A 12,972-nucleotide genomic window follows, 5' to 3' on the forward strand; every position below is an offset into this window, starting at 1 on the left:
CGAACAGAATAAAGCCTGAATTGTCAATGGACAACACCCGCAAATACTTCGACCTGAACAGGGAAGATGCCCGCCAGCGAATCGATGATGAATCGTGTTATGACCTGAATCTGGACGAACTCTTTACCTTTATCAATCACACCCATTCGTCGATCGGCAAGCAATACCTCTACAATCTGTTGCGCCACATCCCGCATACAAACAGGATCCAGCCGTATGAATCGTGGTTGGATCGCTACCGCACGGATGAGAGCTTACGCAAAAAACTACCTCTTCTCTTAAAGAAATTGGATCACCGCGACGCGTACGACGTCTATTCGTTGATCGAACAGGACTATATCCCTTACTCAAAAAACAAGGTCTATCTGTTGCGTGTGCTGCAACTCTTGCCGACTCTTCTGTTGGGCAGCTATTTTATTTTCCGCTCGCCTGTCATTCTTCTATTGGCGATTGCTATCTTTTTTGTCAATGCCATAATTCATTACCGGGCGAAAACGATCTCTTTTGTCTATTCCGGCTCTATGCCACAGATGTATAATATGATTGTCCTGGCAGAGAAGCTGGCGGCAATGCCTGCGGTCAGGGAGGTGAACCCCGAAATAGAAAAGGAGATAAAGAAGGTAAACCCGCTCAGGCGGAAACTCTCTGTCTTCAAACTGGATGTGAAACTGGAAGCCGACCTGGCCATTATCGTATGGACTTTGCGCGAACTGGTGAAAATATTCTTCCTGCAAGACCCGTTGACACTGAACAGATCCTTTCTTCTTCTCCGGCAGGAAAAAGAGTCGCTGCAAGCGATCTTCTCTTTTGTCGGCCTGGTCGACACGTTACAGTCGATCGTCACCCTGCGCGAAGTGATGCCCTACTACTGCCTGCCGCAGTTTGAAGAGGGGCCTTTGGTAGCTAAAGAGTTGTATCATCCGCTTATACCCGACTGCGTTTCCAATTCATTTACTGCGGATCACCATTCGTTTTTGGTATTGGGTTCGAATATGTCGGGCAAAACCTCTTTTGTGCGCACCGTAGGGGTCAACGTATTGTTGGCGCAAACCATCCACACCGCCTTTGCCCACAGCCTGCAATTGCCGCCTCAAAACATCAGCGTTTCCATCTCTATGGACGACAGTCTGTTGGAAGGACAAAGCTATTATCTGCGGGAGGTCATGCGTATGAAGCAAATCTTGACAGAAACCACCGAAGGATATAACCTGATCCTATTAGACGAACTTTTCAAAGGAACGAACACCGTTGAACGCATTGCCGCAGCCAAAGCGGTGTTAGACTACCTTGCCTCCAACCCGAAGAACCTGATCCTTGTGGCCACCCACGATGTGGAACTGATCGAACTGCTTCGCGAACGCTTCATTCCTATCTACTTCACGGAGAATATCGAAGAGGGAAAGCTCTCCTTCAACTATAAAATCAACTACGAACGCAGTGTGCAGAAAAACGCCATCCGCATCCTGGAGCTCTATGGGTTCCCTTCAGAAGTAGTTGAAAATGCCCTCGCGACCGCCGGACATTATACCAAACAAGGTGAATGACTTGTTTTTTTTCTTCCCTTGTTGTAATGTTTTCGCTCCTGATGTGTCTTACTTATAAATGACAGAAATGAACGCGGAATTATTCAGGCACACCTATTATCCCTATTACCGGAAACTATACCGGATAGCATATAGTATATTGGAGAGTTCTCAGGATGCGGAAGATATGGTGCAGGAAGTCTATCTAAAGCTTTGGAACAGGCGAAACGAATTAGACGCTATCCAGGTTCCGGAAGCCTATATTGTGGAGGTAACGCGAAACCTCTGCCTGAACTCGATCCGCCGGGCGGAACACAAACGAACAGTAGCCTATGATTCCGATATGCAGGAGCCCGAGTCTCTATATACACAGATGGAAGTGAAAGATGAGGTTGAGCTGTTGATGGATCGGATAAACCTACTGCAAGACAGGCCGAAGAAAATAGTCTTATTGAAAGATTATGAGGGTTACTCATACGAAGAGATCAGCGATATGCTTGGAATGAATATAAATCATATACGTGTCATACTGTCGCGTACACGGAAAACGTTGCGTGACTATTTTAACCAAAAAAGATAGAAGATGGAAACAGAAAAAATAAAAATACTGATCGACAGGTTTTACCAGGGTGAAACCTCCCATGAAGAAGAGCAGTTCCTATTCGATTACTTTGCCTCCGAACATGTCGCTTCGGAATTGATCGATGAAAAGCCATACTTTGTGCGTATGAGGAACATGTCTGTCCCCGTCACCTTGCGTCCGAGAATAGAACAACTGTTCGACGATATGGAAAAAGAGGACAAGGAAAAGCAAAACAGGAAGCGACGAAAACCCCTATGGTGGCAGATCGCTACGGTGGCAGCCACCCTTGCCATAGCCTTCCTTATCGTCTTTCACGCCATGGAAAGAAATGATACGGATAATACCACCGCTACTATCACGAAAGAAGAACAGCAAGCATTGGTGAAAGCGCTTGAATTACTTTCCATGAATTGGGAGAAAGGCTTGCAGCAGTTGGAAGAAATCCCACGCAGCTTGGATCAGGTGAATGAAATAATAACTCAACAATAAATAGATCGATTATGAAAACAAAAATGATTAGTATTTTACTGGGAATCCTATTATGTGCGACTTCACTTTATGCACAGAATACCCCTTTTAGCACCTTTCAAAGGAATCCTTATATAAAAACGACATTCATCACAAAATCGATGTTTGATCTGGTACCGGATTTGAAAGTAGGAAACACGACTATCAAAGAGATGAAGAACAAATTGGAACAGGTGGAGATTTACAACAATGAATCGAACGCCAGTGCCGGATCTTTAGGGGATTTAATGAAGATGAATGCTGTTTCGATTATCGAAAGAGACTATGACCTAATACTATCTCTACAGGAAGGTAACACGGAAATTATGTTCTATACACGCAAAGCAAAGCGAAATTCCTTGGTAAATGAAGCAAAGGCGGAGGCGAATGATAATCTAATTACCGATTTAGTGATGATCAATTATGATTCAAAGACAAAGACTAACTATAACGGAGAGTGTACAGTCATCCGCATCGTCGGAAAGCTGACGGCTGAAGATATCCGAAAGTTCGCAAGCGTAAAACAATAATCATATAGCTCGCTTCCCACATTAGTCGTTTTCATACACAAAAACAGCCAGGCACATCCTGGCTGTTTTTGTGTGTTTATAAAAGTTAAAACAGACCATTTCCCTCACACCCCCCCAATTTACGATTTGTAATTTCCGCCCGACTTTGCGCGCAAAAAAGCGGGACTTCGGAGACAAACTCCCGGGAGAAACACTTTTTAACGTATGGATTTGTAAGCAAAACGGGCGTTTTGCTTACAGTCCGTATTTTAACATTTCGAGAGAGACCACCTCTCCCCCTGGAGGCTAACCCCAAAGTAGACTTAAACACAGAGGCACTAAAAATTATTTAAAAGATGGAGTTCACAGAGGATATTTCCTATTTCCTATTTCCTATCTCCTATCTCCTTCAATTATTACCAAATTCAAAGATCTCCTCAATCGCTAAACAGTGACCGATTGCTGGATAAAGTGTTAAATTGTACGAATAGATCTTTTTAATGTTTTAAAATACCCCTCTTTTCCCCTTGTTTGAAAGTATCCTCTTTTTCTCTCATTTTTTTCTAAGTATATTTGTAAACAACCAGATACGTCATGAAAATCTTCGGGCGAGATCGGGTTGTGTTTAATTTTCGCTCTATGGGTAAGCAGTCGGTCTGCTTCGTATGGCGAATGAGTATCGAGAGGAGATTAAACCATTTGGGTCTTCTCCGGTCATAAATTGAATCTATGTTAACACATAATTAAACCTATTACAAGATGAGCAAGAGTGCGAAATGGATACTCCTCGGAGTTATCGTATTGTTTATTATTGGCATTATTCTTTTCCCGAAACTAAAAAACAAGCTGAGCGCTTCCCAGCAGGAGGCTCCTCCAGTGACGGCAACCGTTTCGCCACGAAACCAAGTGTTGAATATCAATGCCGAAGTATTAACACATCAGACACTAACCGATAAAACAACTGTTTTAGGCAGCACGATCCCCGACGAGGAGGTCAATCTCTCTTTTGAGTCGTCCGGGAAGATTGTTGCGATCTATTTCACGGAAGGAACCCATGCGAAAGAGGGCGATTTGCTTGCGAAGATCAACGACAAGCCGCTCCAGGCTCAATTGCGGAAATTAGAGGCACAGGTGCCCTTGGCGCGCGACCGGGTCTATCGGCAGCATACCCTGTTGGAGCGAGATGCCGTCAGTCAGGAAGCCTATGAGCAGGTAACGACAGAATATGAAAAGCTAATGGCGGATATCGACCTGGTAAAGGCCAATATCGCCCAGACAGAACTGCGCGCGCCTTTTGACGGGATCATTGGACTCCGCTCAGTCAGCGAAGGTGCCTATGTCACCCCTTCTACGATGATTGCGAAGCTGACTAAGATTATGCCGCTGAAAATCGAATTTTCGGTGAATGAAAAATATGATACCGAAATCCGTAAAGGAACGGATATCAAGTTCAGTATAATGAATTCCGAAGACAGGTATATGGACTATCAGGCTAAGGTATATGCGGTAGAAAGCAAGATCACGCAGGACACGCGCTCCCTGATAGCCCGTGCAATCTATCCGAATCCCAACGAACATATTACACCGGGGCGTTTCGTTTCCATCGAAGTGACCAAAGAAGCGATCGAGAATGCGTTAGCCATTCCCAGCGAAGCGGTCATTCCGGAGATGGGAAAAAACATTGTTTACCGCTATAAAGGCGGAGTGGCTCAGGCGGCCGAGATCCTGATCGGCTTGCGTACGGAAGAAAGAGTACAGGTATTGGAGGGACTAAGTGTGGGAGATACGTTGATTACGACCGGTGTCATGCAGTTGCGTTCCGGGATGAAAGTCACAATAGATAACCTGTATTAATTCGGATCCTATGGCTAATATATCAGAATTAAGCATAAAGCGCCCTGTTCTTTCCACCGTGATGGTGCTTGTGATCCTCCTTTTCGGGTTGATCGGTTACCAATCGCTCGGTGTGCGCGAGTTCCCCAGTGTCGATCAGCCGATCATTACCGTAAGCACCTCTTATCCGGGAGCGAATGCGGAGGTGATCATGAACCAGATCACGGAACCTCTGGAACAGAATATCAACGGTATTCCGGGTATTCGATCCCTGAGCAGTACCAGTAGTCAGGGAAGCAGCCGTATCACGGTGGAGTTCGAACTATCTGTCGATCTGGAGACGGCAGCCAACGACGTGCGCGATAAGGTGTCGCGTGCCCAGCGTTATCTGCCGCGCGATTGTGACCCACCTACCGTATCGAAGGCCGATGCCGATGCCACGCCTATTATGCAGGTCGGTATCCGCAGCCAGAGCCGTTCGCTGATGGAACTGAGCGAGATTGCCGAGTTGACGGTGAAGGAGCGTTTGCAAACGATCCAAAACGTGAGTGGAGTGGACATCTGGGGGCAGAAGCGCTACTCCATGCGCCTGTGGCTCGATCCGGTGAAGATGGCCGGTTACGGTGTGACCCCGCTCGATATCCGCAACGCGGTTGATGCGGAGAATGTGGAATTGCCTTCCGGTAGTATCGAAGGAAATACGGTCGACCTCTCGATCCGTACCATGGGGCTGATGACCACGTCGCAGGAGTTCAATGACCTGATCGTAAAACAGAGCGACGGTCATATCGTTCGCTTTAAAGATATCGGTCGTGCCGAATTGGCACCCGAAGACCTGCGCAGTTTCCTCAAACGCAACGGTGAGCCGATGGTGATCAATGTGATTGTGCCCCAGCCGGGAGCCAACCATATCGAGATTGCCGACGAAGCATACAATCGTATCGAACAATTGAAGAAAGACCTGCCGGAAGATGTCACCATCGAGATGGTTTACGATAATACCCACTTTATCCGCGCCTCTATTGCCGAAGTGCAGGAGACGATCTACGTCGCCTTCCTGTTGGTGGTGCTGATCATCTTTATGTTCCTGCGCGACTGGCGTGTGACGCTGGTACCGGTTGTGGTGATTCCGGTCTCCTTAGTTGGGGCGTTCTTTGTGATGTTTATCGCCGGATTCTCCATCAATGTATTGTCGTTGCTTGCCGTCGTTCTTTCGGTGGGGCTGGTGGTCGACGATGCGATTGTGGTCACCGAGAATATTTATGTGCGCATCGAACGGGGCATGCGGCCGAGAGAGGCCGGGATCGAAGGCTCGAAAGAGATCTTCTTTGCCGTCTTATCGACGACCGTCACCCTGATCGCCGTCTTTATCCCAATTGTCTTTATGGAGGGAATGACCGGACGACTTTTCAAAGAGTTCAGTATCGTGATTGCCGGATCGGTGGCTATTTCTTCGTTTGTGGCGCTTACGTTCACCCCTATGCTGGCCACGAAGCTATTGAAAAGACGCGAGAAGCAAAACTGGTTCTACCGCAAGACCGAGCCTTTCTTCGATTGGATGAATCGCTTTTATGAACGTACATTAAATGCCTTCCTCAATAAGAAATGGATCGCCCTCCCTCTTATCGCCGTTCTTTTGTTCCTGATAGCTTTCCTTTGGCAGAAGATCCCCTCCGAACTGGCTCCGCTGGAAGACCGTTCGATGGTATCGATCAATATGCGCGGGCCGGAGGGAACAACCTTTGAGTTTGTCCGCGACTTTGCCGAACGCATCGAGGTCATTGCCGATTCTATTGCGCCTGAGCGGCTGTCGGTCACGACCCGCGCCTTCGGAACGAGCGGGTTCCTAAGTGTTTTCTTGCCGGATATCAAAGACCGCGAACGTTCGCAAATGGAGATCGCCGACGCTTTGACGGCGGCTGTGCGTCCTGAAACCAAAGCCAGGGCGTTCGTGCAGCAACAGTCTACTTTCGGAGGCCGTCGCGGAGGAATGCCTGTGCAGTATGTATTGCAAACCACCAGTATCGATAAACTGCGTGAGTTCATTCCCGAATTCATGAATAAGGTGAGTGAAAGCCCGGTGTTTCAGATGGCCGATGTGAACCTCAAATTCACCAAACCCGAGACCCGGATCGAGATCGATCGCGATAAAGCCTCGCTGTTGGGTGTAAGTACCCGTAACATCGCCCAGACCCTGCAATACGCCCTGAGCGGACAGCGCATGGGCTACTTCTATATGAACGGGAAACAATACCAGATCTTGGGCGAAATCAATCGTCAGCAGCGCAATACCCCGCTGGATCTGAAATCGATCTACGTGCGCAACAACAGCGGATCGATGATCCAGTTGGATAACCTGGTGGTCTTGCGCGAGGATGTGGCGCCGCCGCAGCTCTACCGTTACAACCGTTTTGTGTCGGCAACCGTTTCGAGTGGTCTGGCCAAAGGCTACACCCTGGGCGACGGATTGGATGAGATGGACCGCATCGCGGCGGAGGTGCTCGACGATAGTTTCCGTACCGCCCTCTCGGGTGAATCGAAAGAATTCCGTGAAAGCTCCGACAGTTTGATGTTTGCCCTGGTCTTGGCGCTTGTTATGATCTACCTTGTGTTGGCGGCTCAGTTCGAGAGCTTCAAAGATCCATTGGTGGTTATGTTCACCGTGCCGCTGGCTATCGCGGGTGCCTTGCTCTTTATGAGCGCTTCGGGTGTGACTATGAATATCTTTAGTCAGATCGGTATTATCATGTTGATCGGGCTGGTGGCCAAGAACGGGATTCTGATTGTTGAATTTGCCAACCAGCGCCAAGAGACAGGTCTGCCGCTCGCTCTCGCCATACGCACCGCTTCGGCACAGCGCTTGCGTCCGATTCTGATGACCAGTACCTCGACCATCCTCGGATTGCTGCCGCTTGTCTTCGCTTCGGCTGAAGGAGCCAACCAGCGTGTCGCCATGGGGACGGCCGTAGTGGGAGGGATGCTCGTGTCGACTTTCCTTACCCTCTATATCGTACCGGCCATGTATGCCTATATATCCACCGACCGACAGAAAAAACAGAAACAGAAACAGGAAGAAGAAAAATAACATGAGAAAGTGTCATTTATTATTTTGCCTTTGTTGTCTCCCCCTATTGATGTGGGGACAAGAGACCCTAAGCCTGAAAGATTGCATAGAGATAGGTTTGGAACGCAATTATGCTATCCGCATCGTGCGCAACGAACAACAGATATCTGCCAACAACGCCACCCTGGGCAATGCCGGCTACCTGCCTTCGCTCGACCTGAGCGGTGGTTTCAGCGGCACACTCAACGACAACCGCAACGACCTGCGCAGCGGAGAGCGCGAACGTACCACAGGTGTGCATAACGAAACGGCGAATATCGGCCTGAATATGAGTTGGACACTGTTCGATGGCTTCGGCATTCAGGCCACCTACGAGCGACTGAAAGAGCTCGAACGCATGGGTGAACTCAATACCCGCATGACCATCGAAGACTTTGTTGCCAGCCTTTCGGCCGAATATTATAACCTGATCCGCCAGCAGATCCGCCTGAACAATCTGCGCTCTTCCTTAGATCTCTCCAAAGAGCGCCTGCGCATTGTCGAACAGAGCCATTCGATCGGTACCATGTCGCTGCTCGATCTCCAGCAGGCACGGGTCGACTTCAACTCCGACAGTTCCAAGGTGTTGAATCAGTTGGAGGTGGTACACCGCTCAAGCGTTCAGTTGAAAGAACTGTTGGCTGTCGACGATATCGATACCAACTTGCAGATCCGCGATTCGGTTATCTTCCCTAATCCTTTCTTAGATGAGGTGGAATTGTGGCAGAATACGCTTGAGTCGAATGCCGCTTTGTTGATCGCTCAGAAGAATAAGACTTTGTCGGAATTGGATTATAAACGTGTGCGTAGCCGCAATTTCCCTTACCTGCGCCTGAATGCCGGCTATGGCTATACCGCCAACTGGTATGAACTGGGCAGCTACGACCTGCAGCAACGCCTGGGACTAAACTACGGGGTAACGATCGGCATGAGCCTATTCGACGGCTTCAACCGCCGCCGTGAACAGCGCAACGCACGCATCGACATAGAGAACCGCGAATTGCGTAAGCAAGAACTGGAGCTTGGCTTGCAGGCCGACCTGAGCAACCTGTGGATGGCCTATCAGAACAACCTCGACCTCTGGCGGCTCGAAAAAGAAAACTTGGTAGCTGCACAGGAACATTTCAGTGTCGCTATGGATCGCTATAAACTGCGCGAACTCTCCGGTATCGAACTACGTGAAGCACAAAACAACCTATTGGAGGCCGAAGAGCGGCGATCCATCGCTGAGTATAACACCAAACTCTGCGAGATCTCCCTCCTCCAATTAAGCGGACAAATCCTCACCTACGTCGCCCCACCCAACCCGGATGAGGTGAGTGAGTGATTAATGATAAAGCGTTCCCTGTCCTTTGCTTAGGGTGACGGTGCGGATCACACGGGATTCGCCACCGTCGACATTCTTACATATAATAATAAAGTGGTAGACCCCTTCGCGCGCCTTTTCCGGAATGACCACACCGTGGTGATGAACCTGCTTTTGGGTTGATCCCGACACATCGTATGTTTTGTCGAACACCGTTGGTCGCGCCACCTCGTCCGCCCCGCCCGTATGGGCATGTCCGTCGAAGTTATCGTGGATCTCCACCCGGTAGGAATCCAATAATTTCGTATCCGCCAGATCCATATCGAAATGAACCGCCTTTCCGATCTGCAGGATATCATTTTCTGCAGGAGCCATAAGCGTGATCTTAGGCCCTTTTGTTTGCGGAGTCTGTGCCTTCAGTGCAGGCATACATAGAACCATGCCTATCAGGCAAAGCCCCCAAAAAGAAATTTTTCCTTTCATCATATTGGTTGTTTTATTATTTTAAACACAAAAAACACGAAGAACTATTAAAAAAACAGGAGTTCAGAGAGAGATATATAAAGCGCCAATAGCGCTTCTCTGTGTTCTCCGAATTCTACTTTTCCGTGCCTCTGTGTTGCATATTTATTGTGAATCACTTTTTATATAGTTCCAAGAAGCTATCTCCATCTGCGAAGATAGTATTTTTCAAAGTTTTTCATTACGTTTGCATATCTATTATTAAAATCAGTATAACCATGAAGAAGTATTGCTTGGCTAAGAAAACGGCCTGTGTTGTTGTTTTCTTCCTTTTATGTATCGGTGCGAATGCACAGGAAAAAGAGTATCCCAAACCCGAACCCATGCGCCCCGGTATGTCGGAGTTCTGGACACCCCAACCTGCGGTGGTGACTCCGGGCGATCCCATCACCCAGTCGGCTCCCTCCGATGCGATTGTTTTGTTCGACGGCACCAACCTCGATGCCTGGAAGAGTGCCCGTGGCGACGGTGAGGCTAAGTGGACAGTACAGGATGGCGCCTTTACGGTAGCCCCCCGAACCGGCGATATCGAAACCCGGCAGCATTTCAACAGTTTCCAATTGCATATCGAATGGGCATCGCCTACTGTCGTAAAGGGCGAGAGCCAGGGACGCGGCAATAGTGGCGTTTTTATGCAAGGACTCTATGAGGTGCAGATCCTCGATTGCTACGACAACGAGACCTATATCAACGGTCAGACGGGTAGCATCTACAAACAAAGCCCTCCCTTGGTGAACGCTATGCGCAAGCCCGGCGAGTGGAATGTCTATGATATTATCTACAATGCCCCGATATTCAAGGAAGACGGCACCTACCGCGTGCCTCCCACCATCACGGTAATACAAAACGGCATCGTATTGCAAAACCACACCACCATTCTTGGAACCACCGAATATATCGGCTTCCCACAGGTGAAACCCCACGGCGCCGGCCCGATCGTCCTGCAGGATCACGGCAACCTGGTGCGCTTCCGCAATATCTGGATTCGGGAACTGTGATTCTCCCTGACTTACAGGATGGGCTATGATTTGATTTTTCCTGATTTTTTTGATTCATCTGATTGATTACATAAACAATCAGAGAAATCTTTTGATCAAACAAATCAAATTATAGCCCATCCTGTAAGTCAGCGTAATCACACTTCGGTTTGTAAAAAAAATGTTTCTTCCAGGAATTCATCAAAATAGTCCCGCAATTTTGACAAAATGTAAATTCGAGTGCTACTTTCTTTCGTTTATGCCCCGATATCGTAAATTTGCTTTGGTAGTTTTTTATATATGATCTTCCTATTCACTTCAGGAGCGGAATGGATGGCTTATAAAACAGCCTTTTATTCTTTCGGGTGAGGATAATATTAAGGACAATAATTAATGAATTATAGAAATATAAGATAAAAATGATGGACATAATAGATCCTCCAAACATCATAAAGAGGATAAGACTTGCAAAGACTATGAGATTCCAGGTGATTTGGAAATTAAGAATGGATTTACCAATACTATCGACACCGACGATTACATCTTTTTTTAGAATCCAAATGATGAGAGGGATGACAATACCCAATACCGGGAAAAAGAGAAATCCGAATTGCGTGGCTTGAAGCATAATAAGCAGATTATTGTCCTCCGCTTCTTGTATTTCTAAGATTTCTCCTGTGTTTACTTTCAACGCTTCGGCTAAGCGCTTCAAGGTGTCGCCCCGGGGAACAGATTCTCCATTTTCAATTCGTTGAACGGTTCTCAGGCTGATGCCGGCTTTGTCAGCCAGTTCTTCCTGCGACATGCCGTTTTTTATTCTCAACTCTTTTACCTTTTGATGTAATGTTTCGATGGTCATATTATTCATAATTGATTTGGAGCAAAAGTAATTTCCTTTGGGGAACCTTATTGCGTCTTACTTACGACAAATATATGACAAATATGTCGCAGTGGGAGGTTAGCCTATATTCATTTCCTTTTTTGTATTATATTTGCTATCATGAATATATATAAAGCAAAGGATAACCGCTACGATGCGGCTACCTATCGTCGTTGCGGGCGGAGCGGGTTGTTGTTGCCGCCGATCTCGTTGGGGTTGTGGCATAATTTCGGTAGTGTGGATGTGTTTGAGAATTATAGTCAGATTGCATTCACCGCGTTCGATCGGGGCGTGACCCATTTCGACCTGGCTAATAATTACGGGCCGGTTTACGGGTCGGCGGAAGAGAACTTCGGACGTATCCTGAAAAAAGGGCTGGGCAGGTATCGCGATGAGCTGGTGATCTCCACCAAGGCGGGCTACGATATGTGGCCGGGACCGTATGGTAATTGGGGCAGCCGTAAGTATCTGATGGCAAGCCTCGACCAGAGCCTCAAGCGGATGGGGTTGGAGTATGTGGATATTTTCTATTCGCATCGTCCGGATCCGGAGACGCCGCTGGAAGAGACCATGGGTGCTTTGGCGGATATCGTGCGCCAGGGGAAGGCGTTGTATGTGGGCATCTCCAATTATAATGCCGAGCAAACTAAGCGGGCACTGGCGTTGTTGCGCGAAGAGCGGGTTCCTTGTCTGATCCATCAGGCACGCTATTCGATGTTCGATCGCTGGACAGAACCGGAATTGTTGCCGCTGTTAGAGCAAGAGGGGGTGGGCATGATTGCTTTTTCTCCGTTGGCACAAGGCATGCTTACCGATAAATACCTGCAGGGAATACCTGAAAACTCACGGGCAGCGCGCACCACAGGACATCTTCAGGCCTCCCGAATCACGCCGGAGGTCGTACAGCAAATCAGGCAATTGCATGAGATAGCGCTCGGGCGTGGACAGACATTGGCGGAAATGGCGTTGGCCTGGCTGTTGAGAGACAAGCGGGTGACCTCTGTGCTTGTTGGCGCCAGCTCGGTGAATCAGCTGTTGGATAACCTGAAAGCGTTGGATAATCTGAATTTTACGGCGGAAGAGCTGGAAGGAATTGAGAAGATAATTATGAATTATGAATGATGAATGATGAAACAACCTCTCAGCCTTAGACAGTTATTTTCGATTGCTTTACGCTTTGCTAAGCGATCTCCAATTCATAATTCATAATTCACAATTCATAATTATTA

11 protein-coding genes are annotated in these 12,972 nt (G+C 47.9%); 9 read left to right on the plus strand and 2 right to left on the minus strand.

Going from position 1 to position 12,972, the window contains the following annotated elements; genetic code table 11:
* The first annotated feature begins 26 nt into the window (after positions 1–26).
* The 7 genes from M2137_RS09690 (at position 27) to M2137_RS09720 (ending at position 9,385) form a co-directional block, all read left to right on the plus strand.
* The gene (locus M2137_RS09690) at positions 27–1,544 is read left to right on the plus strand and encodes a hypothetical protein (protein WP_280766232.1); all 1,518 of its coding nucleotides are present in this window, start codon (positions 27–29) and stop codon (positions 1,542–1,544) included.
* Positions 1,545–1,611: 67 nt separating this feature from the next.
* On the plus strand, positions 1,612–2,103 hold the full coding sequence (locus tag M2137_RS09695; RefSeq protein WP_280766233.1) for an RNA polymerase sigma factor: 492 nt from the start codon (positions 1,612–1,614) through the stop codon (positions 2,101–2,103).
* A 3-nt stretch (positions 2,104–2,106) separates the two neighbouring features.
* Positions 2,107–2,595: a hypothetical protein gene (locus M2137_RS09700; RefSeq protein WP_280766234.1), complete on the plus strand. Its 489-nt coding sequence runs from the start codon at positions 2,107–2,109 to the stop codon at positions 2,593–2,595.
* Between the two features lie 11 nt (positions 2,596–2,606).
* Complete coding sequence (locus M2137_RS09705) at positions 2,607–3,143, plus strand: DUF4252 domain-containing protein (protein WP_280766235.1); 537 nt, start codon at positions 2,607–2,609, stop codon at positions 3,141–3,143.
* A 738-nt stretch (positions 3,144–3,881) separates the two neighbouring features.
* Positions 3,882–4,976 (plus strand): efflux RND transporter periplasmic adaptor subunit, encoded by a 1,095-nt coding sequence (locus M2137_RS09710; RefSeq protein ID WP_280766236.1) that lies wholly within the window; start codon positions 3,882–3,884, stop codon positions 4,974–4,976.
* Between the two features lie 10 nt (positions 4,977–4,986).
* The gene (locus M2137_RS09715; protein ID WP_280766237.1) at positions 4,987–8,040 is read left to right on the plus strand and encodes an efflux RND transporter permease subunit; all 3,054 of its coding nucleotides are present in this window, start codon (positions 4,987–4,989) and stop codon (positions 8,038–8,040) included.
* 49 nt (positions 8,041–8,089) lie between these two features.
* A complete protein-coding gene (locus M2137_RS09720; RefSeq protein ID WP_280766359.1) occupies positions 8,090–9,385 on the plus strand; it encodes a TolC family protein in 1,296 nt (431 codons plus the stop codon).
* Here M2137_RS09720 and M2137_RS09725 read toward each other — a convergent pair whose 3' ends face one another.
* Entirely contained in the window at positions 9,386–9,850 is a 465-nt protein-coding gene (locus M2137_RS09725) for a DUF4625 domain-containing protein (protein ID WP_280766238.1), read from the minus strand.
* Between the two features lie 254 nt (positions 9,851–10,104).
* Here M2137_RS09725 and M2137_RS09730 point away from each other — a divergent pair, with 254 nt between their 5' ends.
* The gene (locus M2137_RS09730; RefSeq protein WP_280766239.1) at positions 10,105–10,884 is read left to right on the plus strand and encodes a DUF1080 domain-containing protein; all 780 of its coding nucleotides are present in this window, start codon (positions 10,105–10,107) and stop codon (positions 10,882–10,884) included.
* A 292-nt stretch (positions 10,885–11,176) separates the two neighbouring features.
* Here the strand turns inward: M2137_RS09730 and M2137_RS09735 are convergent, their stop codons facing one another.
* Positions 11,177–11,731, minus strand: a complete 555-nt coding sequence (locus tag M2137_RS09735) for a helix-turn-helix domain-containing protein (protein WP_280766240.1) — start codon at positions 11,729–11,731, stop codon at positions 11,177–11,179.
* 132 nt (positions 11,732–11,863) lie between these two features.
* On the opposite strand from M2137_RS09735, the gene mgrA reads away from it, so the two are divergent.
* A complete protein-coding gene (mgrA, locus tag M2137_RS09740; RefSeq protein WP_280766241.1) occupies positions 11,864–12,865 on the plus strand; it encodes an L-glyceraldehyde 3-phosphate reductase in 1,002 nt (333 codons plus the stop codon).
* Positions 12,866–12,972: the final 107 nt, after the last annotated feature.

The organism is Parabacteroides sp. PFB2-10 (assembly GCF_029893085.1).
Classification (GTDB): domain Bacteria; phylum Bacteroidota; class Bacteroidia; order Bacteroidales; family Tannerellaceae; genus QVMG01.

Coding starts and splice junctions, on each gene's coding strand:
- M2137_RS09690 (WP_280766232.1), top strand. CDS start 27: ATGGACAACACCCGCAAATACTTCGACCTGAACAGGGAAGATGCCCGC.
- M2137_RS09695 (WP_280766233.1), top strand. CDS start 1,612: ATGAACGCGGAATTATTCAGGCACACCTATTATCCCTATTACCGGAAA.
- M2137_RS09700 (WP_280766234.1), top strand. CDS start 2,107: ATGGAAACAGAAAAAATAAAAATACTGATCGACAGGTTTTACCAGGGT.
- M2137_RS09705 (WP_280766235.1), top strand. CDS start 2,607: ATGAAAACAAAAATGATTAGTATTTTACTGGGAATCCTATTATGTGCG.
- M2137_RS09710 (WP_280766236.1), top strand. CDS start 3,882: ATGAGCAAGAGTGCGAAATGGATACTCCTCGGAGTTATCGTATTGTTT.
- M2137_RS09715 (WP_280766237.1), top strand. CDS start 4,987: ATGGCTAATATATCAGAATTAAGCATAAAGCGCCCTGTTCTTTCCACC.
- M2137_RS09720 (WP_280766359.1), top strand. CDS start 8,090: ATGTGGGGACAAGAGACCCTAAGCCTGAAAGATTGCATAGAGATAGGT.
- M2137_RS09725 (WP_280766238.1), bottom strand. CDS start 9,850: ATGATGAAAGGAAAAATTTCTTTTTGGGGGCTTTGCCTGATAGGCATG.
- M2137_RS09730 (WP_280766239.1), top strand. CDS start 10,105: ATGAAGAAGTATTGCTTGGCTAAGAAAACGGCCTGTGTTGTTGTTTTC.
- M2137_RS09735 (WP_280766240.1), bottom strand. CDS start 11,731: ATGAATAATATGACCATCGAAACATTACATCAAAAGGTAAAAGAGTTG.
- mgrA (WP_280766241.1), top strand. CDS start 11,864: ATGAATATATATAAAGCAAAGGATAACCGCTACGATGCGGCTACCTAT.